Annotated in this window: 26 protein-coding genes and 1 pseudogene; 14 read left to right on the top strand and 13 right to left on the bottom strand. The window is 71.5% G+C overall.

Translation table 11 applies throughout. The annotated features are described in order from the left end of the window. Positions 1-48 precede the first annotated feature (48 nt). The 8 genes from ABZ385_RS22700 (at position 49) to ABZ385_RS22665 (ending at position 6,654) form a co-directional block, all read left to right on the top strand. Complete coding sequence (locus tag ABZ385_RS22700; protein ID WP_358580632.1) at positions 49-840, top strand: HipA family kinase; 792 nt, start codon at positions 49-51, stop codon at positions 838-840. Beyond that, a complete protein-coding gene (locus ABZ385_RS22695) occupies positions 837-1,220 on the top strand; it encodes a DUF3037 domain-containing protein (protein WP_358912875.1) in 384 nt (127 codons plus the stop codon). Before ABZ385_RS22700 ends, ABZ385_RS22695 begins: the two co-directional genes overlap by 4 nt. A gap of 239 nt (positions 1,221-1,459) precedes the next feature. Next, positions 1,460-2,221 (top strand): 3-oxoacyl-ACP reductase FabG, encoded by a 762-nt coding sequence (gene fabG, locus ABZ385_RS22690; RefSeq protein WP_358580638.1) that lies wholly within the window; start codon positions 1,460-1,462, stop codon positions 2,219-2,221. 17 nt (positions 2,222-2,238) lie between these two features. After that, positions 2,239-2,994, top strand: a complete 756-nt coding sequence (locus tag ABZ385_RS22685; RefSeq protein ID WP_358580640.1) for an SDR family oxidoreductase — start codon at positions 2,239-2,241, stop codon at positions 2,992-2,994. A 189-nt stretch (positions 2,995-3,183) separates the two neighbouring features. Further along, entirely contained in the window at positions 3,184-4,749 is a 1,566-nt protein-coding gene (locus ABZ385_RS22680; protein WP_358912873.1) for an ABC transporter substrate-binding protein, read from the top strand. A 116-nt stretch (positions 4,750-4,865) separates the two neighbouring features. After that, on the top strand, positions 4,866-5,549 hold the full coding sequence (locus tag ABZ385_RS22675) for a uracil-DNA glycosylase (protein ID WP_358912871.1): 684 nt from the start codon (positions 4,866-4,868) through the stop codon (positions 5,547-5,549). 53 nt (positions 5,550-5,602) lie between these two features. Further along, a complete protein-coding gene (locus tag ABZ385_RS22670; RefSeq protein WP_358912870.1) occupies positions 5,603-6,067 on the top strand; it encodes a WYL domain-containing protein in 465 nt (154 codons plus the stop codon). A 98-nt stretch (positions 6,068-6,165) separates the two neighbouring features. Beyond that, complete coding sequence (locus tag ABZ385_RS22665; RefSeq protein ID WP_358580652.1) at positions 6,166-6,654, top strand: hypothetical protein; 489 nt, start codon at positions 6,166-6,168, stop codon at positions 6,652-6,654. Between the two features lie 66 nt (positions 6,655-6,720). Here the strand turns inward: ABZ385_RS22665 and ABZ385_RS22660 are convergent, their stop codons facing one another. Together ABZ385_RS22660 and ABZ385_RS22655 are read right to left on the bottom strand one after the other, a co-directional pair. Beyond that, positions 6,721-7,803: a MerR family transcriptional regulator gene (locus ABZ385_RS22660; protein ID WP_358912868.1), complete on the bottom strand. Its 1,083-nt coding sequence runs from the start codon at positions 7,801-7,803 to the stop codon at positions 6,721-6,723. 207 nt (positions 7,804-8,010) lie between these two features. Beyond that, positions 8,011-8,478 carry a hypothetical protein gene (locus ABZ385_RS22655; RefSeq protein ID WP_358912866.1) on the bottom strand — a complete coding sequence of 156 codons (468 nt, stop codon included), beginning with the start codon at positions 8,476-8,478 and terminating at the stop codon, positions 8,011-8,013. Between the two features lie 366 nt (positions 8,479-8,844). On the opposite strand from ABZ385_RS22655, the gene ABZ385_RS22650 reads away from it, so the two are divergent. After that, complete coding sequence (locus ABZ385_RS22650; protein WP_358580658.1) at positions 8,845-9,750, top strand: Gfo/Idh/MocA family oxidoreductase; 906 nt, start codon at positions 8,845-8,847, stop codon at positions 9,748-9,750. Here the strand turns inward: ABZ385_RS22650 and lnt are convergent. The 5 genes and pseudogenes from lnt to ABZ385_RS22625 form a co-directional block, all read right to left on the bottom strand. Further along, positions 9,674-11,329: an apolipoprotein N-acyltransferase gene (gene lnt, locus ABZ385_RS22645; protein ID WP_358912864.1), complete on the bottom strand. Its 1,656-nt coding sequence runs from the start codon at positions 11,327-11,329 to the stop codon at positions 9,674-9,676. The two genes, ABZ385_RS22650 and lnt, sit on opposite strands and share 77 nt — an antisense overlap. 218 nt (positions 11,330-11,547) lie before the next feature. Continuing rightward, positions 11,548-12,003: pseudogene (locus tag ABZ385_RS22640) on the bottom strand (nuclear transport factor 2 family protein); the annotation flags it as partial. Positions 12,004-12,078: 75 nt separating this feature from the next. After that, the gene (locus tag ABZ385_RS22635; protein WP_358912862.1) at positions 12,079-12,258 is read right to left on the bottom strand and encodes a hypothetical protein; all 180 of its coding nucleotides are present in this window, start codon (positions 12,256-12,258) and stop codon (positions 12,079-12,081) included. A 91-nt stretch (positions 12,259-12,349) separates the two neighbouring features. Beyond that, positions 12,350-13,225: a PaaX family transcriptional regulator C-terminal domain-containing protein gene (locus ABZ385_RS22630; protein WP_358912860.1), complete on the bottom strand. Its 876-nt coding sequence runs from the start codon at positions 13,223-13,225 to the stop codon at positions 12,350-12,352. Then, a complete protein-coding gene (locus tag ABZ385_RS22625; RefSeq protein ID WP_358912858.1) occupies positions 13,222-13,866 on the bottom strand; it encodes a GNAT family N-acetyltransferase in 645 nt (214 codons plus the stop codon). Before ABZ385_RS22625 ends, ABZ385_RS22630 begins: the two co-directional genes overlap by 4 nt. Positions 13,867-13,980: 114 nt before the next feature. On the opposite strand from ABZ385_RS22625, the gene ABZ385_RS22620 reads away from it, so the two are divergent. Further along, positions 13,981-15,045 carry an alpha/beta hydrolase gene (locus ABZ385_RS22620; RefSeq protein ID WP_358912856.1) on the top strand — a complete coding sequence of 355 codons (1,065 nt, stop codon included), beginning with the start codon at positions 13,981-13,983 and terminating at the stop codon, positions 15,043-15,045. 114 nt (positions 15,046-15,159) lie between these two features. Here ABZ385_RS22620 and ABZ385_RS22615 read toward each other — a convergent pair whose 3' ends face one another. Both ABZ385_RS22615 and ABZ385_RS22610 read right to left on the bottom strand, forming a co-directional pair. After that, on the bottom strand, positions 15,160-15,789 hold the full coding sequence (locus tag ABZ385_RS22615) for a DUF305 domain-containing protein (RefSeq protein ID WP_358580674.1): 630 nt from the start codon (positions 15,787-15,789) through the stop codon (positions 15,160-15,162). A 135-nt stretch (positions 15,790-15,924) separates the two neighbouring features. Next, positions 15,925-16,356 carry a DUF6153 family protein gene (locus ABZ385_RS22610; protein WP_358580677.1) on the bottom strand — a complete coding sequence of 144 codons (432 nt, stop codon included), beginning with the start codon at positions 16,354-16,356 and terminating at the stop codon, positions 15,925-15,927. 185 nt (positions 16,357-16,541) lie between these two features. Between ABZ385_RS22610 and ABZ385_RS22605 the strand changes: the two genes are divergently transcribed. Continuing rightward, positions 16,542-17,990 (top strand): MFS transporter, encoded by a 1,449-nt coding sequence (locus ABZ385_RS22605; RefSeq protein ID WP_358912855.1) that lies wholly within the window; start codon positions 16,542-16,544, stop codon positions 17,988-17,990. Positions 17,991-18,069: 79 nt separating this feature from the next. Here ABZ385_RS22605 and ABZ385_RS22600 read toward each other — a convergent pair whose 3' ends face one another. From ABZ385_RS22600 to ABZ385_RS22590, 3 genes are all read right to left on the bottom strand, one after another. Further along, positions 18,070-18,642 (bottom strand): Uma2 family endonuclease, encoded by a 573-nt coding sequence (locus ABZ385_RS22600; RefSeq protein WP_358590539.1) that lies wholly within the window; start codon positions 18,640-18,642, stop codon positions 18,070-18,072. Between the two features lie 211 nt (positions 18,643-18,853). Next, complete coding sequence (locus ABZ385_RS22595) at positions 18,854-19,726, bottom strand: undecaprenyl-diphosphate phosphatase (protein ID WP_358590541.1); 873 nt, start codon at positions 19,724-19,726, stop codon at positions 18,854-18,856. Between the two features lie 286 nt (positions 19,727-20,012). Next, on the bottom strand, positions 20,013-20,474 hold the full coding sequence (locus ABZ385_RS22590; RefSeq protein WP_358590543.1) for a helix-turn-helix domain-containing protein: 462 nt from the start codon (positions 20,472-20,474) through the stop codon (positions 20,013-20,015). Positions 20,475-20,591: 117 nt separating this feature from the next. Between ABZ385_RS22590 and ABZ385_RS22585 the strand changes: the two genes are divergently transcribed. Next, positions 20,592-21,761: a thiolase family protein gene (locus ABZ385_RS22585; protein WP_358590545.1), complete on the top strand. Its 1,170-nt coding sequence runs from the start codon at positions 20,592-20,594 to the stop codon at positions 21,759-21,761. 167 nt (positions 21,762-21,928) lie between these two features. On the opposite strand, the gene ABZ385_RS22580 is transcribed toward ABZ385_RS22585, so the two are convergent. Beyond that, positions 21,929-22,636: a TVP38/TMEM64 family protein gene (locus ABZ385_RS22580; protein ID WP_358590608.1), complete on the bottom strand. Its 708-nt coding sequence runs from the start codon at positions 22,634-22,636 to the stop codon at positions 21,929-21,931. 486 nt (positions 22,637-23,122) lie between these two features. Between ABZ385_RS22580 and tuf the strand changes: the two genes are divergently transcribed. Together tuf and ABZ385_RS22570 are read left to right on the top strand one after the other, a co-directional pair. Continuing rightward, positions 23,123-24,292, top strand: a complete 1,170-nt coding sequence (gene tuf, locus ABZ385_RS22575; protein WP_358912853.1) for an elongation factor Tu — start codon at positions 23,123-23,125, stop codon at positions 24,290-24,292. Positions 24,293-24,520: 228 nt separating this feature from the next. After that, complete coding sequence (locus ABZ385_RS22570) at positions 24,521-25,039, top strand: hypothetical protein (protein ID WP_358590614.1); 519 nt, start codon at positions 24,521-24,523, stop codon at positions 25,037-25,039. Positions 25,040-25,082 lie beyond the last annotated feature (43 nt).

The following is a 25,082-nucleotide window of genomic DNA, read 5'->3' as shown; positions in this document are numbered from 1 at the left end:
AGCGGGGCAGGTGATCGAACAGGCCCTTCGCAGACGTAACCTGGGGCCATGCTCACCGAAGTCACCGCGGTCCGCTACGTCACGCCCCTGCGGGAGGGCGGATCGCTGCCCGGCGTCGTCGAGACCGCCGACGCCGACGGCGCGTACGCGACGTACGTCATGAAGTTCACCGGCGCCGGGCAGGGCCGCAAGACGCTCGTCGCCGAGGTGATCTGCGGAGAGCTGGCGCGCCGCCTGGGGCTGCGGGTGCCCCGGCTGGCGCAGATCCTGCTGGACCCCGTGATCGGCCTCGGCGAGCCCGACCAGCAGGTGCAGGAACTCCTCAAGTCCAGCGGCGGGCTCAACCTCGGCATGGACTTCCTGTCGGGCGCGCTCGGCTTCGACCCGCTCGCCCACGACGTCGACCCCGGCGAGGCGGGACGCGTCCTGTGGTTCGACGCACTGATCAACAACGTCGACCGGTCCTGGCGCAACCCGAACCTGCTGGTCCGGCGGGGCGACCTGTGGCTCATCGACCACGGCGCCAGCATGATCTGGCACCACAACTGGCGCACGGCCCACAGCGCCGCCACCAAGCCGTACGACGCCTCGGACCACGTCCTCGCCCCCTTCGGGCCCGACGTGGCCTCGGCCGCCGCCGAACTCGCCCCGCTCGTCACCGAGGAACTGCTCACCGAGGTCGCCGCGCAGGTGCCCGACGTATGGCTGGTCGACGAGCCCGGCTTCGAGGGCCCCGACGACGTGCGCCGCGCCTACGTGGCGGCGCTGCTGCCGCGCGCCGAGACCATCCACCAGCGCATCGCCCTCGGCGAGCCGCGGCCGAAGGGGGCCACCAAGTGAGAGACCGGGACGTCTTCGAGTACGCGCTGGTGCGTGTCGTGCCCCGGGTGGAGCGCGGCGAGCAGTTCAACGCGGGCGTGGTGCTCTACTGCCGCGCCAAGTCCTTCGTCGCCGCCCGCACGCACCTCGACGCGAACAAGCTGCTGGCGCTCGACCCGGCGGCCGACGTCGGTGGCGTCAAGGCGGCGCTCGCCGCCGTCGAGCGGATCTGTGAGGGCGGCGAAGCGGCCGGCCAGGCCGAGCGCGACGACGCGGGGCGGCGCTTTCGCTGGCTCATCGCGCCGCGCTCCACGGTGGTCCAGCCGGGGCCCGTGCACACCGGTCTGACGGCCGACCCCGCGGCCGAGGTGGACCGCCTCCTCGACCTCCTGGTGAGGTAACGCGTCACAGCTCGCCCGGTGCCGTTGACACCCGGTGCCAGGGCTTCTAGCGTCACGTCCAGCTGAAGGTACTAAGCGGTCGCTCACTATCGGGCGTACCGTGGAGTGGATCACGTGGAGCGGCGTTCCGCGGGGCAGTGTTCCGTAGGGCCGCGCTCCATGGAGCCGCACTCCGGAGCGAGCGCGTTCCGTAGAGCCGCATCCCGTAGAGCCGCATCCCAAGGGCGAGGAGAACCAGCATGTCCACCACAGAGCAGCGCGTCGCGATCGTGACGGGCGGAGCGCGAGGCATCGGGGCGGCGACGGCCGTACGGCTGGCGGCCGAAGGCCGCGCCGTCGCCGTCATCGACCTCGACGAGGCCGCCTGCGAGGACACCGTCGAGCGGATCACCGCGGCCGGCGGCAAGGCGCTCGCGGTCGGCTGCGACGTGTCCGACGAGGCCCAGGTCGAGGCCGCCGTCGCCCGCATCGCCGCGGAGCTCGGCGCGCCGACGATCCTGGTCAACAACGCCGGTGTGCTGCGCGACAACCTCCTGTTCAAGATGAGCGCGGGCGACTGGGACACGGTCATGAACGTGCACCTGCGCGGCGCGTTCCTGATGTCCCGCGCCGTCCAGAAGCACATGGTGGACGCGGGATTCGGCCGGATCGTGAACCTCTCCTCGTCCTCCGCGCTCGGCAACCGCGGCCAGGTCAACTACGCCGCCGCCAAGGCCGGGCTCCAGGGCTTCACCAAGACCCTCGCCAAGGAACTCGGCAAGTTCGGCGTCACCGCCAACTCCGTCGCCCCCGGCTTCATCGTCACCGAGATGACCAAGACCACGGCCGACCGCGTCGGCATGGACTTCGAGGAGTTCCAGGCGGCGGCCGCCACCCAGATCCCGGTGCAGCGCGTCGGGCGCCCCGAGGACATCGCCAACGCCATCGCCTTCTTCACCGGCGACGCCGCGGGCTTCGTCTCCGGGCAGGTCATGTACGTCGCCGGCGGACCGCTCAACTGACCGGGAGGGCTCAGATCATGACTGGACAGGACAGCGGGAAGGCCGCGCTCATCACGGGCGCGAGCCGCGGCATCGGCTACGGCATCGCCGAGGCCCTGGTCGCCCGGGGCGACCGCGTCTGCATCACGGGACGCAACGAGGACGCGCTCAAGGAGGCCGTCGAGAAGCTCGGCTCCGACCGGGTCATCGGCGTCGCGGGCAAGGCCCACGACGAGGCGCACCAGGCGGCCGCGGTCGAGCGCATGATGGAGGCCTTCGGCCGCGTCGACTTCCTGATCAACAACGCCGGCACGAACCCCGTGTTCGGGCCGCTCGCCGAGCTCGACCTGAACGTGGCCCGCAAGGTCTACGAGACCAACGTCATCTCGGCCCTGGGCTTCGCCCAGCAGACCTGGAAGGCCTGGCAGAGCGAGCACGGCGGCGCCATCGTGAACATCGCCTCCGTCGCCGGCGTCTCCGCCTCGCCCTTCATCGGGGCGTACGGGATGAGCAAGGCGGCCATGGTCAACCTCAGCCTGCAGCTCGCGCACGAATTCGCGCCGAAGGTGCGCGTGAACTCCATCGCGCCGGCGGTCGTCAAGACCAAGTTCGCCCAGGCGCTCTACGAGGGCCGCGAGGCGGAGGCGGCCGCCGCCTACCCGCTCGGCAGGCTCGGTGTGCCCGAGGACATCGGGGGCGCCGCCGCCTTCCTGACCTCCGGCCAGTCCGACTGGATCACCGGCCAGACACTCGTGGTCGATGGCGGCATCTTCCTCAATGCGGGCGTCGGCTGACGAAGGCCCCACACCTTCGGGTACGCCGCGAAAGTGACGTACGCACGCATCAAGTGCCCTGTCGGCGCCAGCAGTTGGCCCGGCGGGGCACTGCGATATTGTCTGCCGACCCCATGGCATGGCCGATCGAGGAGCGTGCGCGTGTTCAGTGAAGTTCCCCTTGCGAAGCGTATGAGGGGTCTGCGTCCCATGGCGGCGCTCGCGTCCGTCTCGCTGCTCGCGGGATGCGGGGTACTGTCCTCCGACGGCCCGGACGGGGAGCAGCGGATCACCGTGGGCACCATGAGTGCGCCCACCACCCTGGACCCGGCCAAGGCCTGGGACAGCTCCTGGGAGCTGTACCGGAACGTCTTCCAGACGCTGCTCAGCTTCCCGTCGGGGGCCACCGAGCCCGAGCCGGACGCCGCGGAGTCCTGCGAGTTCGCCGACGCCTCCAACACCGTCTTCACCTGCGACCTGCGCGAGGGCCTGAAGTTCTCCGACGGGGACGGACTGGACGCGGCCGCCGTCAAGTACTCCTTCGACCGCATGCGCAAGATCGAGGCGAAGGGCGTGGTCAAGGGCGGTCCCACGGGGCTGCTCGGCTCGCTCGACCGGGTCGAGACCAAGGGCGAGCGGACCGTGGTCTTCCGCCTCAAGAAGGCGGACGCGACGTTCCCGTTCGTGCTGTCGACGCCCGCCATGTCGATCGTCGACCCGAACGAGTATCCGGCGGACAAGCTCCGCACGGGCAACGAGATCACCGGGTCCGGGCCGTACGCGCTTGAGGCCTACACGCCGAACGAGAAGGCCGAACTGGTCAAGAACAGCCACTACAAGGGTGCGGCCGACATCAAGAACGACGCCGTCACCATCCGCTATTTCAACAAGTCCTCGGACATGGTCGAGGCCCTCAAGGACAAGCAGATCGACGTCACCTTCCGAGGGCTGGCCTCCGAGGACATCGTCGCCATGCAGAACAAGGGCCGGCGCGAACAGGAGATCGAACTCGTCGAGGGCGCGGGCACCGAGATCCGCTACCTGGTGTTCAACACCAAGGACCCCTGGGTGCGGAAGCTGCCCGTCCGGCGCGCCTTCGCGCAGGTACTCGACCGGGGCGCCATCGCCCACAAGATCTACAAGGACACCGTCGAGCCGCTCTACTCCATGGTGCCGAGAGGCCTCACGGGTCACGCCACCGGGTTCTTCGACGACTACGGGGACCCCAGTGTCGCCAAGGCCAAGAAGATCCTCACCGACGCCGGCATCAACGAGCCCGTCCCGCTCACCCTCTGGTTCACCACCGACCGCTACGGATCGGTGACCGAGCGGGAATTCGCCGAGATCAAGCGGCAGCTGGAGGCTTCGGGGCTCTTCAAGGTCACGCTCAAGAGCCGCCCGTGGACACAGTTCCAGGAGGGCTACGGCAACGGCGAGTACCCCGTCTTCGGACGCGGCTGGTTCCCCGACTTCCCGGACGCCGACAACTTCATCGCGCCGTTCGTCGGCCCGAAGAACGCGCTCAGCACGCCGTACGTGTCCAAGGAGATCACCGAGCAGCTGCTGCCGCGCGAGCGCAGGGAGACCGACCGGGGCGCGGTCATCGACGAGTTCGAACGGGCGCAGGAGATCCTCGTCGACGACGTCAGACTGCTGCCGCTGTGGCAGGGCAAGCAGTACATCATGTCCAGCGAGGAGATCGCGGGCGGCGAGCGGGCGCTGGACCCCTCGGCGATCATGATGATGTGGGAGCTGCAGCGCAAAACCAGCTGGTAGGGGGGTTGGCCCCGGCCCGGGGGCCTTGTGGGGCGGGGTCGGGGGGCCGCGTCGGATGTCAGTGGTCACCGGTAGGTTCTCTCGTGAGAAGTGACCGCACACCGGAGGTTGTTGACGTGACCGACATCGCCATGCTGCCCGCGTCCTGGCGCGGAGTCCTCGGCGAGGAGCTGCAGAAGCCCTACTTCAAGGAACTCACCGAGTTCGTCGAGGAGGAGCGGGCGAAGGGCCCCGTCTACCCGCCGCGCGAGGAGGTCTTCGCCGCCCTCGACGCGACGCCGTACGACCAGGTGAAGGTCCTGATCCTCGGCCAGGACCCCTACCACGGGGCGGGCCAGGGCCACGGCCTGTGCTTCTCCGTGCGCCCCGGCGTGAAGACCCCGCCCTCCCTGCGGAACATCTACAAGGAGATGAAGGAGGAGCTGGGCCACCCGGTCCCGGACAACGGCTATCTGATGCCGTGGGCCCGCCAGGGCGTCCTGCTCCTGAACGCGGTGCTCACGGTCCGCGCCGGTGAGGCCAATTCCCACAAGGGCAAGGGCTGGGAGAAGTTCACGGACGCGGTGATCCGCGCGGTGGCCGACCGCCCCGACCCCGCCGTCTTCGTGCTGTGGGGGAACTACGCCCAGAAGAAGCTGCCGCTGATCGACGAGGGGCGGCATGTCGTCGTGAAGGGCGCGCACCCCTCGCCGCTGTCCGCCAAGAAGTTCTTCGGCTCCCGCCCCTTCACGCAGATCAACGACGCGGTGGCGGCGCAGGGGCACGAGCCGATCGACTGGCGGATCCCGGACATCGGCTGAGCCGCTCAGCCGCCGATCGAGCGGTCGAAGGTGTACGCGGCGGACTTCTCGCCGTGCCGCGCGGTGAACACGCCCTAGCTCGCCGGTGCCGGAACCGGGCAGCCGCCGAGGCTTGCGGTGGCAGCGTACGTGCGTACCGGGTGTCGCGGTTCTTGATGGCGACGGTGACGGAGGAGACCAGTGCCCGCCCCGCCGGGTTCGACCTGGCGGCGTACTGGGCGACGGCGTCGAGCGGCCTGGAGGCCCGGGTGCTGTGGGGAACGGCGCGGCTGAGGGTGTCCAGGACCGGGCTCCGGTTGCTGCCCGCGATGTTCGGGGCGGCGGGGGAGCGGGTTGTGTGGGCGGCGGCCGCGCCCGACGCCGACGGCTGGGTCGAAGTGGGGCTCGAAGTGGAGAAGCCGCCGGTGGCGGCGGGCGACGTGCTGCGGCTCGGCCTGGAGGCGGAGGTGCTCGGGCCGCCCGAGCTGCGGGCCGAGGTGGCCAGGCGCGTCACCGGGCTGGCCCAGCGCTACGCGTGAGCACCCCCGTCGGCGAACGTGCCTGACCGCGATTGCCGGTGGCTGCGGTTAGCGTCGTGAGGGATGGGGGCGATGGCCGTACGACCATGGAGGACCCGGTGGCGGAGCAGCAGGAGCAGACGGCGGAGGACGCCATGATGACGCGGATCGGACAAGCGGTCATGCTGCACCACGGCGGTGACCGCGAGGAGGCCCAGGACCGCTTCCTCGGTCTCTGGGGGGAGATCGGCGAGGACGGCGACGCGCTGCACCGGTGCACGCTCGCGCACTACATGGCGGACACGCAGGAAGACCCCTCGGTCGAACTGGCGTGGGACCTGCGGGCGTTGTCCGCGGCGGACGAGCTGACGGACGAGCGCCTGACCGCGCACCACCAGTCGCTCGCGGTGCGTGGCTTCTACCCCTCCCTGCACCTCAACCTCGCCGCGGACTACCTGAAGCTGGGCCGCCCCGAAGCGGCCCGCAGCCATCTGCGCCGGGCCCGCGGCGCGGTGGACGCCCTGGAGGACGACGGCTACGGGAACGGCATCAGGGCGGCCATCGCGAGGCTGGAGGCAGAGGTGGGGGAGGGGAGCGAGGTGGAGTGAGGCGCTGCGGCGGCTTCGAGATCCCGCTGTCACGGCTTCGCTCCCCGGTGGCCACTGCCCGAGGGGTCAGTTCTCCAGGCGGACAGGCATCAGTAGCGAAAAGGCGTCCTCGGTGTCGGTCCGGCGGATCGCCAGGGGCGCTGTGGGGGCGCCGACCTCCAGAATCAGCTGGTCCCGGGCCCCGGCGGCGAGGGCCTGCAGGAGGAACTCGCGGTTGACGGCGATGTGGTCCTGGTCGTCGTCACCGTCCTCGCAGACGGTCACCACGCCGTCGGCCGTCACCTTGAGCACGCTGAGATCAGCGGGCACGCCGTCCTGCTCGCGCACCTCGCTCGCCCGGACGGGGCCGGTCTCCACCATCTCCCGCAGAGCCGGGACATCGACAAGGGCACGGCGTCCTGCCGGCACGCGGACGAGGCGACGGTAGTCAGGGAAGTCGTGATCGAGGCACTGGCCGGCCGCCTGACGGTCCCCCGTCTCCAAGGCCACGCGGTCACCCTCGACAGTGAGCTGAACGGACGCGTCGTCACTCAGCAGCGCCCGCATCGCGTCGGCGAGCGGGGACGGCACGATGGCCTGCACCCGGGGCCCGTCATGGCCGGTGGCGGCGGCCTGTGCGACAGCCATCCGGTACCGGTCGGTGGCCACGACACGGAGCTGGTCGCCCTCGATGTCGAACAGGACACCGTCGAGCATCGGCAGCTCCGGGTCGGCGCCGGCGGCGAAGCGGACCGCGTCCAGCGCGGCGGCCAGCTCGGGTGCGGAGACGGCCGACCGGACGGTCGTGGTGCGGAGCGAAGTCATGGGGTTCTCCCTGCATGCGAGTAGTGCGCGGATCGTGGAGAACTCGTCGCGGGCATCGGACAGCCCGCGTTCGAGACGGCGCAGATGGGCCTGGAGCAACTTGTGCACCAGGTCGGTGTCCGCCCCGGGCCATCCGGCCAGTACCAGCCGAATGTCCGCGAACGGCATGCCGGCCCGGCGCAGCCGGGCCAGCAACCGGGACTCCGCAAGCTGCTCGGGGCCGTACCAGCGGTAGCCGCTCACCGGATCCACCCAGGCCGGGACCAGCACGCCGGCACCGTCGTAGAACCGCAGAGCGCTCACGCTCAGTCCACTGTCCCGGGCCATCTCACCAATACTGCGCATCTCGCTCTCCACACCCAGGACTCTGGGCCCTCCACCAAGTCGAGGGTCAACAGCCGGCCGACTCGAACCACTGCACAGCATGCGGGTACAGCGGCGGGACGGGCTCCTCTCAGGGCCTGGACGCGGTCGGTGCAAGGTGCGGTGGGAGTGCGATCACCGCTCTGCCAGGAGATGTCCGGACGAGGTGAGGCTCCATGGGGGTGAGGCTCAACGACCGTATGCCTTGTGGCAGATGGTCGACTCCGGGCTGCCCGGCTGCCAGCCCCCGTAGGTCTCGCCGAGCGCGCACACATCCGGGATCAGCGGCTTCACCACCGGTGGGGCGGGCCGGGCGGCGCCCGCGTCCCGCCGGGCCACGGGCGGCCTGCGTGCCGGGGGAGGCGGCGGCTGCTCGCGGCGGGGCGGCGGGACGACGGGCCGGACGTCGACGGCCGGTTTCCGAGGCGCGGGGCGAGGGGGCGGGGTCATGCGCTGCAGCACTTCCCGGCCGGGGCCCTGCTCGGTCTGCGGTCGGCTCTTCCCGTGGCCGGGGGAAGCGGAGGGGGACGCCGGTGTCGTCGTCGGCGCGGGCCCGCTCGGCCGCTCGACCCCGACGCAACCGGAGGCGGTGACCGAGACGGCCACGGAGACGAGGAACGCGGCGGTGACGGAACCGGCTGCGGACGATCGGTGCACGCGCCCAACTCTCCTGGCCGTAGACCCCCTTGGGGCAGGAACGCGGCAGAGGTTGCCCCGCACGGGTGACGGGGCGGTACGCCCTGGCTGACGCGACGGCGACTCCTGGGCACGCCAGCGACCTCCGCACGCCAAGCCCCCCAACGACCTCCGCACCCCCAGCGACCTCCGCACCCCCAGCGTCGGGGCGCCCCGGCAAGGCTCCGGCCCCGTTCCGTGCGCCTTCGGCGCCCGTGCCCGAGGGCGGCCCGCACGGGCACCGTATGCTGCGGGAACGGCCGGTGAACCCTCGTGCGGACGGGCGGAGGGCTCGGGACGTGGGCCGGAACAGCGGTGGACCCAGTGGTGGGCGGTAGGGAGACAGTGGTGAAGATCGGCTGCATCGGACTCGGTGACATCGCGCAGAAGGCGTACCTGCCGGTTCTCACCACCCAGCCCGGGGTCGAGCTGCACCTGCAGACCCGCACGCCCGCGACGCTCGCCCGGGTCGCCGGCGTCCACCACATTCCCGACGCCCGCTGCCACACCGACCTGGACACGCTGCTCGCCCAGGACCTCGACGCCGCCTTCGTGCACGCGCCGACCGCCGTGCACCCCGAGATCGTCACGCGGCTCGTCGAGGCGGGTGTGCCGACGTACGTCGACAAGCCCCTCGCGTACGAACTCGCCGACTCCGAGCGTCTCGTGGGCCTCGCCGAGGACCGGGGCGTCAGCCTCGCCGTCGGGTTCAACCGCCGTTACGCGCCCGGCTACGCCCAATGTGTCGAGCACCCGCGCGAGCTGATCCTCATGCAGAAGAACCGCGTCGGGTTGCCCGAGGCCCCGCGCACGCTCGTCCTCGACGACTTCATCCACGTCGTGGACACCCTTCGCTTCCTGGCGCCGGGGCCGATCGACCACGTCGGCGTGCGCTCCCGGGTCGTCGACGGGCTCATGGAGCACGTCGTGCTGCAACTGGCGGGCGACGGCTTCACCGCGATCGGCGTGATGAACCGGCTGAGCGGTTCGACGGAGGAGATCCTGGAGATCTCCGGGCAGGACACCAAGCGCCAGGTGCTCAACCTCGCCGACGTCATCGACCACAAGGGCCAGCCGAGCACGCGGCGACGCGGCGACTGGGTGCCGGTGGCCCGGCAGCGCGGCATCGAACAGGTCGTCCTCGCCTTCCTCGACGCCGTCCGCGCGGGCAAGGTCCTCAGCGCCCGGGATGCGCTGGCGACCCATGAACTGTGCGAGCGCGTGGTCCTCGCCGCTCAGGGACAGGCCGCCTGAGAGCCCGCGCCCCCTCGGCCGCACACAGCGCCACGAGCACGACGAGAGCGCCGCGCAGGGGCCAGTCGCCCCACCTGACGTACGCGGTGACGCCCCGACCGAGCGGTACGTCGTAGACGGCGGCGGCGCTCGCCGAGGTGCCCAGCGGGGCGCCGACGCGTGAGCCGTCCGGGGCGTGGACGGCCGAGACGCCGGTGAGGGTGGCGTGCACCATGGGGCGGCCCGTCTCGGCGGCGCGTAGCGCCGCCAGCGAGGCGTGCTGCTCGGGGGCCCAGCTGGCCTGGAACGACGACGTCGCGGACTGGGCGAGCAGCAGCTGGGCGCCGTCGCGGGTCAGTCGGCGGCTCATGTCGGGGAACGCCGACTCGAAGCAGACCAGCGGACCCACCCGCAGCCCGTGCCCGGCGTCCATCACCATCTGGCGGTCGCCGCGCCTGCGGTCCTCGCCGGCGGCCTTGCCGACGGAGGTGGCCCAGCCCAGCAGGGAACGCGCCGGTATGTACTCCCCGAAGGGGACGAGCCGCATCTTGTCGTAGCGGTCGCCGGTCGGACCGTCCGGGCCCACGAGCACGGAACTCTTGAAGATGCCGGGGCGGTCGGAGCGGCGGGCGTCCACGTTGACCAGGATGTCGGCGCCGACCTCGCGGGAGAGCGCGGCGAGGCGGCGGGCCACGTCGGGCCGGTCGGCCAGATCGACGCCGACGCTGCTCTCGCCCCACACGACCAGGTCTGTGTCCCGGCCCGCCAGCGAGCGGGTCAGCTCCTCCTCGCGGGCGAGCCGCTTGTCCGGAGCAGAGGCGCCCTCGATGACGCCGGGCTGTACGACGGCCACCCGGACCCGCCCCGCCGGCTCGGGCCGGGGAGCCCAGGCACAGGCCGCGCAGGAGAGGGCCACCACGGCGACGAGGCCGGCGAGAGCGGGACCGGAGGCGGCCCGCCAGGAGATACGGGAAGCCGCTCCCGCGCCGACCGGCCCGCGCCGGGCCCAGGCGACGGCCAACTGCGCGAGCGCGGTGTTGACGCACACCACCACCGCGCTCACCAGCCACACCCCGCCCACCGAGGCGAGCCGCAGGGCCGGGGGCAGCTGCCATTGGCTGGAGCCGAGCAGTCCCCACGGCCCGCCCAGGCCCTCCGATGACCTGACCAGTTCCACCATCAGCCAGCCGGACGGTAGGGCCACCAGAGCGGCCGCGGCCCGTCGCGGCGAGGGCGTGCCCGCGAGGAGCCGCCGCACCAGCCAGCCCCAGGGCGCCCACAGCAGGCCGAGCAGCGCGGCGATGACGACCGTGAACACATGCAGGCTCGGCAGCAGCCAGTGATGCACGGCGACCATGAAACCGAGGCCACCGAGCCACCCGTCGAGCATGGCCCGCCGCCCGGTCGGCGCCGTCCGGGCGAGCAGCATCCACGGCACCAGCGCGACGTACGCGAACCACCACAGGGACGGGGCGGGGAACGCGAGGGCGGGGAGCGCTCCCGCCGGGACGGCAAGGGCACTCCGCCACCGGGGTGACGCGAGCAGCCGTTCGACGCGGGACCGGAGCCGCCCTCGCCCATCGTCGCCGAACCGAGCCATGCAGCGCCTCCCCAGCTCCCCGAAGATCCCCGATGCCCGCAGGTGTACCCAGTGTGCGGGCCGCCGACGATCTCTGACAGTGGGCATTTGTTCGAGCGCCGGCGGGAGTGAGCGTCAGGGAGCGGTGGGGACGGTGAGTGACGGGGACGACGCCGGGCGGCGTAATGGGCGTGGCCGGTCTCAGCCCCCGGTGGGGGCCGCGCGGGCCGGTCCTCGGCGCGGCGCCACTTCTCCCGTACGGTCACCCCGCGCAGCCGCCAGCCTCGGGGGGTGCGCAGCAGCGTGAAGTCGTAGCGCCCGCCGCAGACGAAGTCCGGCGCCGTGGACGGCGCGTCACCGGCACGGTCCGCGAACCGCATGGGGTTCACATAGTCGGCCGCTACGCGCGCGGTGTCGCCGATGTCCTGGTCGAGCGTGCCGAACTCCAGGCGGCGGTTGACGATCAGATGCTGGCGCATCGGGAACACGCGCATCGTCTCGGCCAGCCAGGTGGCGATCTCGGCGGATCCTCCCTCGATGCCGCCCGCCGAGCGGTAGTCGGCGCGTCCTTCGGGAGCGAACAACCGCTGGTAGGCGGGCCAGTCACCGTCGTCGACGGTCACCGCGTACTCGGTGATGAGGGAATCGATGGCCAGCCGGTCGAGCACGGCGGCGAGTTCCACGCGCTGCGTCATCGGCTCAGTGTTGGGTACGACCGGGTCCGAGCCAAGGGCCGTGCGGAAACGAGGGGCTCGGCGCGGCGGGAACCCCTAAGCGGCCTTCACCATCTCCGCCCGGACCGCCTGCGCCCACTCCGTCACCAACTGCTCGTACTCTCTGCGCTGCTCGGCGGAGAGACGTCCGGAGGCGCGCAGCCACAGGCCGCGGATCCGCTCGTTCAGTTCGACAGAGGAGCGCACGGAACCATGAGGGGATGGGTTTAAGGGCATGGCGCCCAGCCTAGGGGATCGCTCTGACATTCGGAACTGTCAGCTACCACACACCTGCGCCCCGTGATCATCCCGACCGCCGGGCCCCTGTTCAGTGCGCGGCGCCGTCCGCTGCCTCTTGGGTGATGTCGGCGTAGAGGCGGAAGAGGACCGGGCGGGCTTCGTCGTGTTCTTGGTGGTGCAGGGCGGCCCAGCACCGGGTGACGAGTTCCCGGGCCTGGGTGCCGGGCCATGGCTGGGGCAGGAGTGGGGGCGGCAGGAGCGGGTCGGGCTCCATGGCGCGCGTGAGTTCGGCGGCCAGTTCGACCGCGATGGTGAGGAGTGCGGAGGGGGAGAGCCGCTCGGGGCCGGTGAGCGCGGCGAGGCGGGGCCGGGCGAGGCGGCTGAGGCGGTGGTAGCGCTCGGCGATCTCCTGCAGGGGCCACAGTTGGCGGGCGAGCTCGGCGGGTTCCTGGGTGGCACCCCTGCGCAGGTCCGTCGTGGTGAGGAGGGTGAGCGCGTCATGGGCGCCCAGGTGGTGGGCCGCTTCTTCGACGTACGGTTCCCAGGGGTTGGCGCAGACGTACAGTCCGCCCTGAAGTGGGGCGCCGCCGAGGTGGACGAGGGTCTCGCGCAGGGAGTCGCGGGCCGTGCGCGCCGATTCGGGCACCGCGAAGGCGGCGAGGTGCCAGACGCCGTCCCAGGGCGCGAGCCCGGCGTCCTGCTGGAAGGCGTGCCGCAGGAAGTCCGCGTTGGGGGCGAGGGCACGCATGGTGTCCGCGGTGGCGTGCAGTTCAGCCTTGCGGCCCCGGCCCTCGTGGGTGAAGCGGCCTTCCGCCACGAGGCGTTTGACGCACAGCCGCACCTGCTGGTCACTCATGCCCAGGGTGTTGGCCACGGTGTAGAGCTCGTCCGCGCGGACCGTGCCGTCCTCGCGGATCAGCGCATGGACGAGCATGCGGGTGGGGATCTCGATGTGTTCGGTCATGATGTGCTCAGTCTTCCCGGCCCGTCCGCCACGACAGGGCGGTGCATGGTGGTCACCGCGCCGAAACCCATGAGCCCGAGCAGCCAGGGCGTGTGCTCGGTCCGTACGGCCGTGAAGCCGCGCCGCTCGTACAGGGCCCTGGCACGCGGGTTGGTGTCGATCACGTCCAGTCGGATCTTCCGGCAGCCCTGTTCGGCGGCGACCGCGGCGACTTCTTCGATGAGCAGGCTCCCGACACCGCGGCCCCGTATGTCCGGGTCCACGGCGATGCCGTCCATGACGAGCTGCCCGGGGGCCGGGTGGCGTTCGAACAGGGCGAGGAGCACGAGTCGGCGCAGTCCCCGCAGGTGCCCGTACGTGCGCAGTACGGCGGCCGCCGAGCCGCCGGTGAGGGCCCGCCCGCCGAGCTGGTAGCCGGCGAGGCCGACGAGCTGCCCGTCGAGGATCGCGCACACCGCGCGGTCGGCGTTCAGATGGGCGGCGAGGAAGGGCACCGCCTTGTCCGGCGGGTTCAGGGCGGGGCCGAGTTTGCGGCCGAAGGCGTCCCAGTACAGCTCGGCCGCCCGCCGCTCGGCTCCCTCCGGTATCCCCCGCCGGACCGTCACCGGCCCGGTGCCGGTATCGGTCACGTCGAATCCCATGCGATGCCCCCCTCTTGTCGCTGTAACCTCCCCTCAAAACTATCACTTGGCAAACGAACGTTCCAGCAGTGATAGTTTCGTTCCGTGTGAATCGAACAGAGGCGGTCTGATCTCATGTGCGCAAAGATCCAGCCCCGACGGCGCGGGCTCCGCATCGCCGTGTGGTCCCTCGTCGCGGTGCTGGTCGTGGCCGCTGGTCTCGTCGGCGTGGTGCTGTGGCAGAACACCTACGACCTGGAGGAGGAACGGGTGTCGATACGCCACGGCGGCCACACCCTCCACGCAGTCCTCGCCACTCCCAAAGACGGCCGCAAGCGGCACGGCCTGGTCGTGTACGTCCACGGCGACGGACCTGTCAGCGCCACCCACGACGACGGTTACCAGCCCATGTGGGAAGCGAACGCCAAGGCCGGATACGCCTCCCTGTCCTGGGACAAGCCCGGAGTCGCGGGCGCACCCGGCAACTGGCTCGACCAGTCCATGGACGACCGGGCCGAGGAGGCCGCCGCCGCCATCGCCTGGGCGCGCGCCCGACCGGACATCGACGGCGACCGGATCGGGCTCTGGGGCGCCAGCCAAGCGGGCTGGGTCCTGCCGAAGATCGCCGCCAAGACGCCCGTGAGCTTCGTCATCGCCGTCTCGCCCGCGATCAACTGGCTCCAGCAGGGCCGCTACAACCTTCTCGCCGAGCTGCGCGCCGACGGAGCGTCGGCGGCCCGCATCAAGGAAGAGATCAGCAGGAGCGAGACGACCCGCCGGCTGCTGGAACGCGGCGCGACCTTCACGGAGTACGTCAGGGCGATGGGCGGCGACGCGGACGGCATGACCGCCGACCGCTGGGGCTTCATCTCCAGGAACTACACCGCGGACGCCACGCGGGATCTCCGCGCTCTGCGCGGCGTACCCGTCTTGCTCACCCTCGCAGGCCACGACACCAACGTGGACACCGCCGACACGGAGCGCGGCTACCGCGGTGCGCTGGACGCAGGCGGTGTGTTGACGGTCAAGCGATACCCGGACGCGACCCATTCACTGCTCAAACGGTCCATCGAGCAGTCGAACCTCAAGATCACACTCACCGCGCTCTTCTCCCCCCGCTCACTCTTCGCGGACGGATTCCTGGACGACCAACGGCAGTTCCTCGACCATCTCGGCCACGGCGGCAACTCCACGCCATGACGTGAAACGAACGCCGACAGCGGCTGCTCACCAGGTCACCGGGTGTGAGGGTCAGGAGAAGGGCGCGGGGGGTGCCGGGACCGTCACGGCCCGGCACCCCCCGCGCCGGGGTGGTCAGCTCTTGCCGAGCAGCTTCTTCATCCCGGCGATCTCGGCGGTCTGCGAGGTGATGATGGCGTCGGCCATGGTCTTGGCGTCAGGGAAAGCGCCGTCGGCCTTCTCCGTCTTCGCCATCGACACAGCGCCTTCGTGGTGCTTGATCATCATTTCCACGAAGGCGGTGTCGAACGCCTTGCCCGAGGACGCCTTGAGCGCGTCCATCTCCTCGGCCGTCATCATCCCGCCGCCGGCGCCGTGCATGGAGTGGTCCATTGCGCCTTCGGCGGGAACTTGCTCGCCCCAGGAGGTCAGCCAGCCGGAGAGCGTCTTGATCTCGGGGTCCTGTGCCTTCTTGATCTCACCGGCGAGCTTCTTGACCTTGGCGGACTCCGCGCGGGTGGGCGCGAGGCCGGCCATCTCCACCGCCTGACGGTGGTGGGGGATCATCCCCTTGGCGAACGCGACATCGGCGGCGTTGTGCTGCCCCCGCGCGGCCGAAGCCGAGGCGGCCGGTGACTTCGAGGCGTGGCCGTCGTGGCCGGCCGAGCCGTCGCCGTCGGACCCGCAGGCGGCGAGGGCCAGCGCGGCGGCAGCGGCGGTCGCGACGGCGGCGCCGCGGCGGATGAGAAAACGGTGGGTGTTCATGGCGGTGTGACTCCTTGATGCGCCACCCGAGCGGGCGGGTGCCGATGCGGAATGAGGACATGAGGACGTGCCGGAGCACGGCATCTCCGCCGGCCGGGGCCGGGGCCGGGGCGAGGAGATGCCGTGCGGGCGGTCCTATATCCGCAGGAGTTGCAACTCGGCCAGATCGGGCGGCGCCCGGCCACTCTCCGGGGTCCCCGCCGCGCCGCCGGGCAGCCCCGCGGACACGAATCCCCCGTCCAGGGCCGCGCCCAGGACGGGGGGCGCGTATGAAGCGCCGACACCGGCCGCCGCGCACGTGGCGTCCGCGTGGTCCGCGTGGCCTGCTCCGCCATCGGTGTGCGAGCAGGCGCCCGTCATGTGCTGGGCGGCTTCGTGGGCCGTCACGTGCTGGGCGGCTTCCTCGTGTGCCGTCACCATGACGTGGCCACTGGCAGGCGCCGACGTGGGTGCGGGGCCCGGGCCGAGACCGTGCATCGCCAGCACACCGGCCAGCACGGCCAGCACCAGCAGCGTCAAGCCGCGCCCGGCGGGGCGGCGACTCGATGGCTGCTGCGTGCGGGGCATGCGGTCATCGTACGGCCCGGCCCTGCGGCGCAACCTCCCCCCGCTGGTCGGGATCCACCGACCACATGACGGGGCTACGGCGACGAGCTCACCGCCGCGTCCCTTCCTTCCGGGACTGGCCATTGATACCCCTAGGGGGTATGTTTCTGCCCTGGCAATACCCCCTACCGGTATAGGAGTCTGTGATGTCGACATCGGCCACGCCCGCGCATCCACGTCGCTGGACCGCGCTCGCGCTCATCGCCCTGGCCCAGTTCATGGTGATCATGGACACATCGATCATCGGTGTGGCTCTGCCCAAGATGCAGACCGACCTTGGCTTCTCCCAGGAGGATCTGTCCTGGGTCTTCAATGCCTACGTCGTCGCCTTCGGCGGCCTGCTCCTGCTCGGCGGGCGCCTGGCCGACCTGTTCGGCGCCAAGCGGATCTTCACTGCCGGCTGGACCGTCCTGGCCGCGGGGTCCCTCACCGCGGGCCTGGCGGGCCAGGTCTGGGTCGAGCTGACGGGCCGCGCCCTGCAGGGCGTCGGCGCCGCGCTGATCGCACCGTCCGCCCTCACCCTGTTGATGATGCTCTTCGGCGCCAACCCCAAGGAGTTGACCAAGGCGTTCGCCCTGTACGGCGCGGCCGCTCCGGCCGGCGGCACCGCCGGAGTGTTCCTCGGCGGCGTCATCACCCAGTACGCCTCCTGGCCCTGGGTGTTCTACGTCAACATCCCCGTCGCGGCGATCGTCCTGGCCCTGACTCCCGCCGTCCTGCCTGCCGCTGCGGCCCGGCGCGGCTCCATCGACCTCGCCGGCGCACTCACCGTCACCGCGGGCCTGGCCACCACCGTCTACGCCGTCGTCCGCGCCCCGGAGACCGGCTGGGGTTCGGCCCGGACCTGGCTGGTCCTGCTCGGCGGCCTGGCGCTGATCGCCGCGTTCGTCGCCCTCCAGTCCAAGCGCGAGGTGCCACTGATGCGCCTCGGGATCTGGCGCACCCCCAACCTGGCCGGAGCCAACATCGCTCAGTTGCTGATGGCCGCCGCCTGGATCCCCATGTGGTTCTTCCTCAACCTCTACCTCCAGCAGGTCCTCGGCCTGGGCGCGTTCGCCTCCGGAGCCGCGCTGCTGCCCATGACGGTCGCCATCATGATCATGATGATCGTCCTGGCGCCGCGTCTCATCGCCCGCTTCGGCCCCAAGCCGCTGATCGTCACCGGGCTCCTCACTCTGGCCGCCGGCATGCTCTGGCTGTCCTTCGCCCGCCCCGAGGGCAGCTTCACCGTCGATGTCCTGCCCGCCTCACTCCTGGCGGCCGCGGGCATGTCCCTGGCCTTCATCCCCTCCCTCGGCACCGCTCTGTCCAGCGCCCGCCCCGAAGAAGGCGGCCTGGCCTCCGGCATCGTCAACACCAGCTACCAGGTCGGCTCCGCCCTCGGCCTCGCCGCCATGACTGCCGCCGCCGCCGCCCACGGTGCCAACCGGCTCGGACATCCGACCGCTCTCACCAACGGCTTCTCCGCCGCGTTCCTGGGCGCCGCGCTCCTGGCCGCCGTCGGCGCCGTCGCCGCACTGCTCACCCTGCGCACCCCGCCCGCCGCCGGCGCCGAAGTCGCCGGTGACACGCCCGAACACCACGCCGCAGCCTGAGGGCAACTCGACCAGAAGACGGTTCTGCGCGGCGGAAACGACACCACCGTGTGGGTCGAGCGGCTTCCGGGAGGGGCGGTCAGGGCACGAGGCCGTCGAGGTCGATGTCGAGGGGGATGGGGACGGAGACCTTCAACCGGTTGCGGTGGATGCCGGTGGCCACGTAGGTGCTGGTCATGGTGTCGAGTTCGTAGGTGTGGACGGTGGGGGCGCCGCTCTCGTCCTCGACGCGCCAGAAGTGGGGGATCCTGGCCTGTGCGTACTTGAAGGGCTTCAGGGAACGGTCGCGGTCCGCCGACTCCTCCGAGACGACCTCGATGACCAGGGCGACGTCCTCGGGCGCGTACCACGTCCGGTCGGGGTCGTACGGGGCGGTCGTGACCAGGATGTCCGGCTCGGGGCGGCTCTTCTTGTCGAGCCTGACCGTCATCTCACGCTCGGCGTCGAACCCGACGGGGGCGGCCTGGCGCAGGGCGAAGGTCAGGTTCTCCACCAGCCGGGCGTGCCAGGACCGCTGCGGCGACATCATGAAGATCAAGGCTCCGTCGATGAGTTCCGTGTGCCGCGGTGCCTGGGTGAGGAGGTCGAGGTCATCGGCTTCCCAGCCGCTGATCCTGGGCGGGATCATCCAGTCGGGGAGTTCGGCGGTCACGGCTTCCTCCAGGCGCCTCGAAGAGGTCAGGGGCCCTCATCCCGGATCGCGGACACGGGCGCAACGCTGGTGTCAGCATAGTCGGGCGACCGGGCCCCTCACTCGGCCCGTGGGGAGCCGAGGAGCCGGCAGCCGGTGATCATCTTGGGGTGGATCCGGGCGTCCTGGTGGGCGTATCCCGGCTCCCCGGTGTTACCTGCGCGGCCCTGGTTCACCCCGCCGATTCGCCCGCGTGCGGGCTCAGCGTGCCCGTGGCGACCAGGGCGATCAGCACGATGCCGAGCAGGACCCGGTAGTAGACGAACGGCATGAAGCTCTTGGTGGTGATGAACTTCATGAACCAGGCGATCACCGCGTAGCCCACCACGAACGCGATGATCGTCGCGAAGATCGTGGGGCCCCACGAGACGTGGCCCTCGCCCGCGTCCTTCAGTTCGAAGACGCCGGACGCGAGGACGGCGGGGATGGCCAGGAGGAAGGAGTAGCGGGCGGCGGCCTCGCGGGTGTAGCCCATGAGGAGGCCGCCGCTGATCGTGGCGCCGGAGCGGGAGACGCCCGGGACCAGGGCCATCGCCTGGCAGACGCCGAAGATCAGGCCGTCCTTGACGCCCAGTTCCTTGAGGCCCTTGCGCTCGCGTACGGCGCGGTGCTTGCCGCCCGTCTCGTCGCGGGCCGCCAGGCGGTCGGCGATGCCGAGGACGACGCCCATGACGATCAGCGTGGTGGCGATGAGCCGCAGATCGCGGAAGGGGCCCTCGATCTGGTCCTTGAACGTCACGCCGAGGACGCCGATCGGGATCGAGCCGACGATGACCAGCCAGCCCATCTGCGCGTCGTGGTCCGAACGCGGCACCTTCCCGAGAAGCGAACCGAACCACGCCGAGATGATCCGGGCGATGTCCTTGCGGAAGTAGATCAGGACGGCCGCCTCGGTGCCGATCTGCGTGATCGCCGTGAACGCCGCACCGGGGTCGTGCCAGCCCGCGAACGCCGCCGTCAGCCGCAGATGCGCGCTGGAGGAGATCGGGAGGAACTCGGTCAGTCCCTGGACGAGCCCGAGGATGAAGGATTCAAGCCAAGACATGAAAACTGCGCCGTCCAAGTACTGATCATCAGACCGCGCGAGCGGTCACAGTGGTCATAGGGGTTATAGCGGTTATAGGGGTTACAGGAGTCATAGCGGTGCGTGGCTGAGGCTTACGGGATGCGTGAGCGGCGCCGCGGAGGCGGTACGCCCGGACGCGAGAGGGGATCACCCCCCTCGTCGTGGGGCAGCGTAGCGGCCTTGGGTTACGAGAACGCTGGGAGGGCCGTCTCCATCGGCACGCGGCACCTGGCCGCCGCCGAAAAGCACGGGGCCGTGGCGCTCCCTACGCCGCCGAGGGCCCCGCCGCCGTCCAGCCCGGGGTCTGCGGATGCGCGGTGAGGTCCTCGTGGCGGACCGCGTCGCCACAGGCCGAGCAGGTCACCACGGGGACCAGCTCGTGGCCGCAGGAGTGCTCCAGGACCATCGGGCGGCCGGCGTCCCCGCGCAGGTGCCGGTCGCCCCAGGCCATGAGGGTCACCAGGACCGGCTCCAGTTCGAGGCCCGCAGGGGTCGGCCGGTACAGGAAGCGCTGCGGGCGCTCGCTGTAGGCCACCTTCTCCAGGACGCCGGCCTCCACCAGCCGGCGAAGGCGCGTCGCGAGGACGTCGCGGGGCGCCCCGATGTTGCGTACGAGCTGGTCGAAGCGCTCATTGCCGAGGCACACCTCGCGCAGCACGAGCAGGGAGTACTTCTCGCCCACGAGGGCGAGGGCGTCGGCGATGGAGCAGGGGCGCGGATCCTTCATGCGGGCAGTCTAGGGGCCCCGCGCCGAGAGGGTTTGTTTTTCCAACTCGCGGAGTTATGGTGAGTCCAGATTTCCTACTCACTGGTAGCTCCCTCGGTAGCCGAAAGAGGCCGCATCATGCGCGACGCCGTCATCGTCGAAGCCGTACGCACCCCCGTCGGCAAGGGCAAGCCGAACGGCGCCCTCGCCGGTGTCCACCCCGTCGAACTCCTCGCCCACACCCTGCGCGCCCTCGTCGACCGCAGCGGCATCGACCCGGCCCTCGTGGACGACGTGATCGGCGGCACCGTCGACCAGGTCGCCGAGCAGGCCATGAACACCACGCGCTACGCCGTCCTGTCGGCGGGCTTCCCCGAGTCCGTGCCCGCCACCACCGTCGACCGGCAGTGCGGCTCCTCGCAGCAGGCCGTGCACTTCGCGGCGCAGGGCGTCATGTCCGGCGCGTACGACATGGCGGTGGCGTGCGGCGTGGAGTCGATGAGCCGCGTGCCGATGTGGTCGAACGTGCCCGCCGGGGCCGACCCGTTCGGGCCCGGCGTCGCCGAGCGCTATCCCGAGGGCCTGGTCCCGCAGGGCATCAGCGCCGAACTGATCGCCGCCAAGTGGTCCCTGGGCCGCGAGCGGATGGACGCCTTCGCCACCACCTCGCACCAGCGGGCCGCACACGCCTGGGACGCGGGTCTCTTCGACGCCGAGACCGCGCCGATCGCGGGCCTCACGCGCGACGAGTCGGTGCGCCCCGCCACCACCCCCGAGGTCCTCGCGGGTCTCAAGCCCGCCTACTACGACCCGCACTTCGGCGAGCGCTTCCCGCAGATCGACTGGTCCGTCACGGCGGGCAACTCCAGCCCCATCAACGACGGCGCGTCCGCGGTCCTCATCACCACGAGCGAGCACGCGGCCCGCCTCGGCCTGCGCCCGCTCGCCCGCCTGCACAGTTTCGCCGTCACCGGCTCCGACCCGCTCCTGATGCTCACCGGCATCCTGCCCGCCACCGAGAAGGTGCTGCGCAAGGCATCGCTGACGCTGGACGACATCGACCTGTTCGAGGTCAACGAGGCCTTCGCCGCCGTGGTCCTGGCCTGGCTCCAGGAGACCGGCGCCGACCACGAGAAGGTCAATGTGCACGGCGGCGCCATCGCGCTCGGCCACCCCCTCGGCGCCAGCGGCACCCGGCTGATGACCACGCTCGTCCACGCGATGCGCGCCCGGGGTGCCCGCTACGCCCTGCAGACGATGTGCGAGGCCGGCGGACTCGCCAACGCGACGATCCTCGAAGCGCTCTGATCCGGCGGGGCCGGCGGCGGGCCGGGCGGGGCCGACGGGCGGAGATCGGCGGCCGCCCGCCACCGGCCCTGCCCGGGCTCGGGCTCGGCGCCGGTCCCGCCGACACAGCGCCCGCACTCAGCGGCGCCCCGCGCGGGCACGAAGCCGACCCGCCACGCCGTCCGAACTCAGCGCGCGCCGCGCAAGTGGTGGCGCTTGAACCAGGCGACCGCCGCCCCCGCCAGCCCCGTCACCGCGATGAAGCCCATCGCGATCAGGAACGCGGGCGACGTCGGCGTCGAGGCGCGGGCACCCGCGACGACGTACGCCGCCGTGTTCGGGATCGAGCCGAGGCCCGTGGCGACGAGGAAGGACAGCCAGCCCATGCGGGAGACGGCCGCGCAGTAGTTGGCCGCGGCGAACGGCACGCCGGGAAAGAGCCGCACGGCCAGCATCGACCGGAAGCCGTGCCGACTGAGCTGGCCGTCCGCGGCCTTCAGCCAGCGGCCCCGCAGCAGCGGCCGCAGCGCGTCCTGGCCCAGCATCCGGCCGAGCCCGAAGGCGATCCCGGCGCCGAACACCGTGCCCGCGATCGCCGCCCCGAGCCCCGCCTGGGAGCCGAACAGCGCGCCCGCCGCCAGATTGAGCAGCGGCCGCGGGACGAACGCGGCGGTGCACACCCCGTACGCCACCGCGAACAGGGCCACCGCCGTGGCGCCGCCCAACTGCGCGGGCCACCCGTCGGACAGGTATCTCTGCGGCTGGAACAGCAGCACGCAGGTCGCGGCCGCCGCGAGCAGCACCACGAGCAGCGACAGGCGTGACCACGGAGACAGCAGCGCCTTGGTGCAGCGCACGGCGAGGCCCTGGGGTCGGGCGGTTGCGGTCTCGAACATCCGGGAAGACTAACCGGCTGATGTGTCTGATCGCCGTATGGTGCGTCTCACGGGCGTCACAGTCCCGAGGTCGCACAAGCGTCGCGCTCCCGGGAAGTGACGCGGTCCACAGCGCGCTCGCCCCCTCGTCCCGGCCCGTGCGGGAAGCCCTGGAGTACCCCTGACGGCACCCGGTGGGTCGCGGCGGCAACCACCCGCACGGTGCGCGCAGTTCGGGCGGAAAACCATTCGACGCCCGCGTCCTCTTCGGTGAGGATCTGAGGCATGTCCCGGTACGCCCTCCTCGCAGCCACGCCCGCAGTCGCGGGCGCTGCGACGGCTGCCGTCCCCGCACTCGACGCCTTCGACGGCGCCCGAGGCTGACCCTCCCCGGACACACCGGCGGACCCCGCAGGGGGAGGGTCGGTCCGGCCCCCGGGGTCCCCGTCCCGACCGCGTACACACCGGTCCGGGACAACAGCTTCGAGTTCCCGAGAAGGAACCACCATGCCCAAGACGGCTTACGTCCGCACGAAGCCCCACCTCAACATCGGCACCATGGGCCACGTCGACCACGGCAAGACCACCCTGACCGCCGCCATCACCAAGGTCCTCAGCGAGCGCGGCGCCGGCACGTTCGTGCCCTTCGACCGCATCGACCGCGCGCCGGAGGAGGCCCAGCGCGGCATCACCATCAACATCGCGCACGTCGAGTACGAGACCGACACCCGGCACTACGCGCACGTGGACATGCCGGGCCACGCCGACTACGTCAAGAACATGGTCACCGGCGCCGCCCAGCTCGACGGGGCGATCCTCGTCGTCTCGGCGCTCGACGGGATCATGCCGCAGACCGCCGAGCACGTGCTGCTCGCCCGTCAGGTCGGCGTCGACCACGTCGTCGTGGCCCTGAACAAGGCCGACGCCGGGGACGAGGAGCTGACCGACCTGGTCGAGCTGGAGGTCCGCGACCTGCTCTCCGCGCACGGGTACGGGGGTGACAGCGTCCCTGTCGTACGCGTCTCCGGGTTGCGGGCGCTGGAGGGCGAGCCCCGGTGGACCGCCGCCATCCAGGCGCTGCTCGACGCCGTGGACACGTATGTGCCGGTGCCCGAGCGCTATCTCGACGCGCCGTTCCTGCTGCCCGTCGAGAACGTGCTCACCATCACCGGGCGGGGCACCGTGGTCACCGGCGCCGTCGAGCGCGGCACCGTCCGCCTCGGCGACCGGGTGGAGATCCTCGGCGCGGACACCGAGACGGTGGTCACCGGCCTGGAGACCTTCGGCAAGCCGATGGAGGAGGCGCAGGCCGGCGACAACGTCGCGCTGCTGCTGCGCGGCCTGCCACGCGACGCGGTCCGCCGCGGCCACGTGGTCGCGGCGCCCGGCAGCGTCAGCCCCCGCCGCCGCTTCACCGCGCAGGTGTACGTCCTGTCGGCGCGGGAGGGCGGCCGCGCGACGCCGATCACCACCGGCTACCGGCCGCAGTTCTACATCCGCACCGGGGACGTGGTCGGTGCCGTCGACCTCGGCGGGACGGCGGTGGCCCGCCCCGGCGAGACGGTCACGATGACCGTCGAACTGGGGCGCGACGTACCGCTGGAGACGGGCCTCGGCTTCGCCATCCGCGAGGGCGGCCGCACGATCGGCGCGGGCACCGTCACGGAGGTCGCCTGACGCTCGGTCAGGCCACGTCCCAGGGGCGGGCAGTGCGCACGAGCACTGCCCGCCCCCCCCGGGCGCGTTGAGCGGCAACCCCCTTTTCGAGCCCTGAGGTCTCTGGTGTGCGCCGTGTGCTCCAACGCGCCGGGGGAGAGCGCCTGTTGCCCAATGTGCCGAAGTGACTACGTACGGTAGCGTCGAGCCCGTACCAAGTCCGGAGCAGGCGAACTCGCGGGAGCAGACATGCGCACCTGGAAGACGGCGGCCGCCTCGGCGTCGATGGCGGTCCTGGCACTCATCGGCGGCACCTCACCCGGCGCGGCGCGCGGGGCGGGGCCCGACCCGTCCGCCCCGGCCGCCGTGCCCGCCGGGCAGAGGCCCGCGTCCGGGCACGCGGAAGCCGGCAGGTCCGGCTCGGACGCGGCCGCCTCGGCGGTGATCCGCTGCGAGGGCCAGGTCCAGCGCCCGCACAACTCCACCCACGTGCCCGGCACCGTCAACGTCGTCGTGACGGTCTCGTGCACGGGACCGGTGCCGGAGATCACCACGCGGGCGGCCCTCTACAAGAACGGACGCCTCGTCAACCAATCCGCGCTCAGGACCCAGCGCAACACCCGCGGCGGCCAGAACAACGCGGCCGTGCGGTGCAGCCCCGGCAACTACCGCGGCTGGATGTACTTCAAGGTCGTCTTCCCGCCCGGCTACCGCCCGCCGACCGGGTCCTCCAACGGCTTCGGGCAGGAAGTGGCCCTCTCCTGCTGACCCGCACCTGCGCCGCGAGCGCGGCGTCCGGCGTGCGGGCCGC

It is taken from the genome of Streptomyces sp. NPDC005898, assembly GCF_040629635.1.
Classification (GTDB): Bacteria; Actinomycetota; Actinomycetes; order Streptomycetales; family Streptomycetaceae; genus Streptomyces.
This window is presented reverse-complemented; position numbering and strand designations above follow the sequence as displayed.

Bases quoted from the DNA above. Each gene is read 5' to 3' on its own strand.
- ABZ385_RS22625 (WP_358912858.1), bottom strand. From the start codon at position 13,866: ATGGGATTCGACGTGACCGATACCGGCACCGGGCCGGTGACGGTCCGG.
- ABZ385_RS22605 (WP_358912855.1), top strand. From the start codon at position 16,542: ATGTCGACATCGGCCACGCCCGCGCATCCACGTCGCTGGACCGCGCTC.
- ABZ385_RS22595 (WP_358590541.1), bottom strand. From the start codon at position 19,726: ATGTCTTGGCTTGAATCCTTCATCCTCGGGCTCGTCCAGGGACTGACC.
- ABZ385_RS22700 (WP_358580632.1), top strand. From the start codon at position 49: ATGCTCACCGAAGTCACCGCGGTCCGCTACGTCACGCCCCTGCGGGAG.
- ABZ385_RS22635 (WP_358912862.1), bottom strand. From the start codon at position 12,258: ATGCCCTTAAACCCATCCCCTCATGGTTCCGTGCGCTCCTCTGTCGAA.
- ABZ385_RS22630 (WP_358912860.1), bottom strand. From the start codon at position 13,225: ATGACCGAACACATCGAGATCCCCACCCGCATGCTCGTCCATGCGCTG.
- tuf (WP_358912853.1), top strand. From the start codon at position 23,123: ATGCCCAAGACGGCTTACGTCCGCACGAAGCCCCACCTCAACATCGGC.
- lnt (WP_358912864.1), bottom strand. From the start codon at position 11,329: ATGGCTCGGTTCGGCGACGATGGGCGAGGGCGGCTCCGGTCCCGCGTC.
- ABZ385_RS22570 (WP_358590614.1), top strand. From the start codon at position 24,521: ATGCGCACCTGGAAGACGGCGGCCGCCTCGGCGTCGATGGCGGTCCTG.
- ABZ385_RS22580 (WP_358590608.1), bottom strand. From the start codon at position 22,636: ATGTTCGAGACCGCAACCGCCCGACCCCAGGGCCTCGCCGTGCGCTGC.
- ABZ385_RS22585 (WP_358590545.1), top strand. From the start codon at position 20,592: ATGCGCGACGCCGTCATCGTCGAAGCCGTACGCACCCCCGTCGGCAAG.
- fabG (WP_358580638.1), top strand. From the start codon at position 1,460: ATGTCCACCACAGAGCAGCGCGTCGCGATCGTGACGGGCGGAGCGCGA.
- ABZ385_RS22590 (WP_358590543.1), bottom strand. From the start codon at position 20,474: ATGAAGGATCCGCGCCCCTGCTCCATCGCCGACGCCCTCGCCCTCGTG.
- ABZ385_RS22680 (WP_358912873.1), top strand. From the start codon at position 3,184: ATGGCGGCGCTCGCGTCCGTCTCGCTGCTCGCGGGATGCGGGGTACTG.
- ABZ385_RS22660 (WP_358912868.1), bottom strand. From the start codon at position 7,803: ATGCGCAGTATTGGTGAGATGGCCCGGGACAGTGGACTGAGCGTGAGC.
- ABZ385_RS22610 (WP_358580677.1), bottom strand. From the start codon at position 16,356: ATGCCCCGCACGCAGCAGCCATCGAGTCGCCGCCCCGCCGGGCGCGGC.
- ABZ385_RS22685 (WP_358580640.1), top strand. From the start codon at position 2,239: ATGACTGGACAGGACAGCGGGAAGGCCGCGCTCATCACGGGCGCGAGC.
- ABZ385_RS22615 (WP_358580674.1), bottom strand. From the start codon at position 15,789: ATGAACACCCACCGTTTTCTCATCCGCCGCGGCGCCGCCGTCGCGACC.
- ABZ385_RS22620 (WP_358912856.1), top strand. From the start codon at position 13,981: ATGTGCGCAAAGATCCAGCCCCGACGGCGCGGGCTCCGCATCGCCGTG.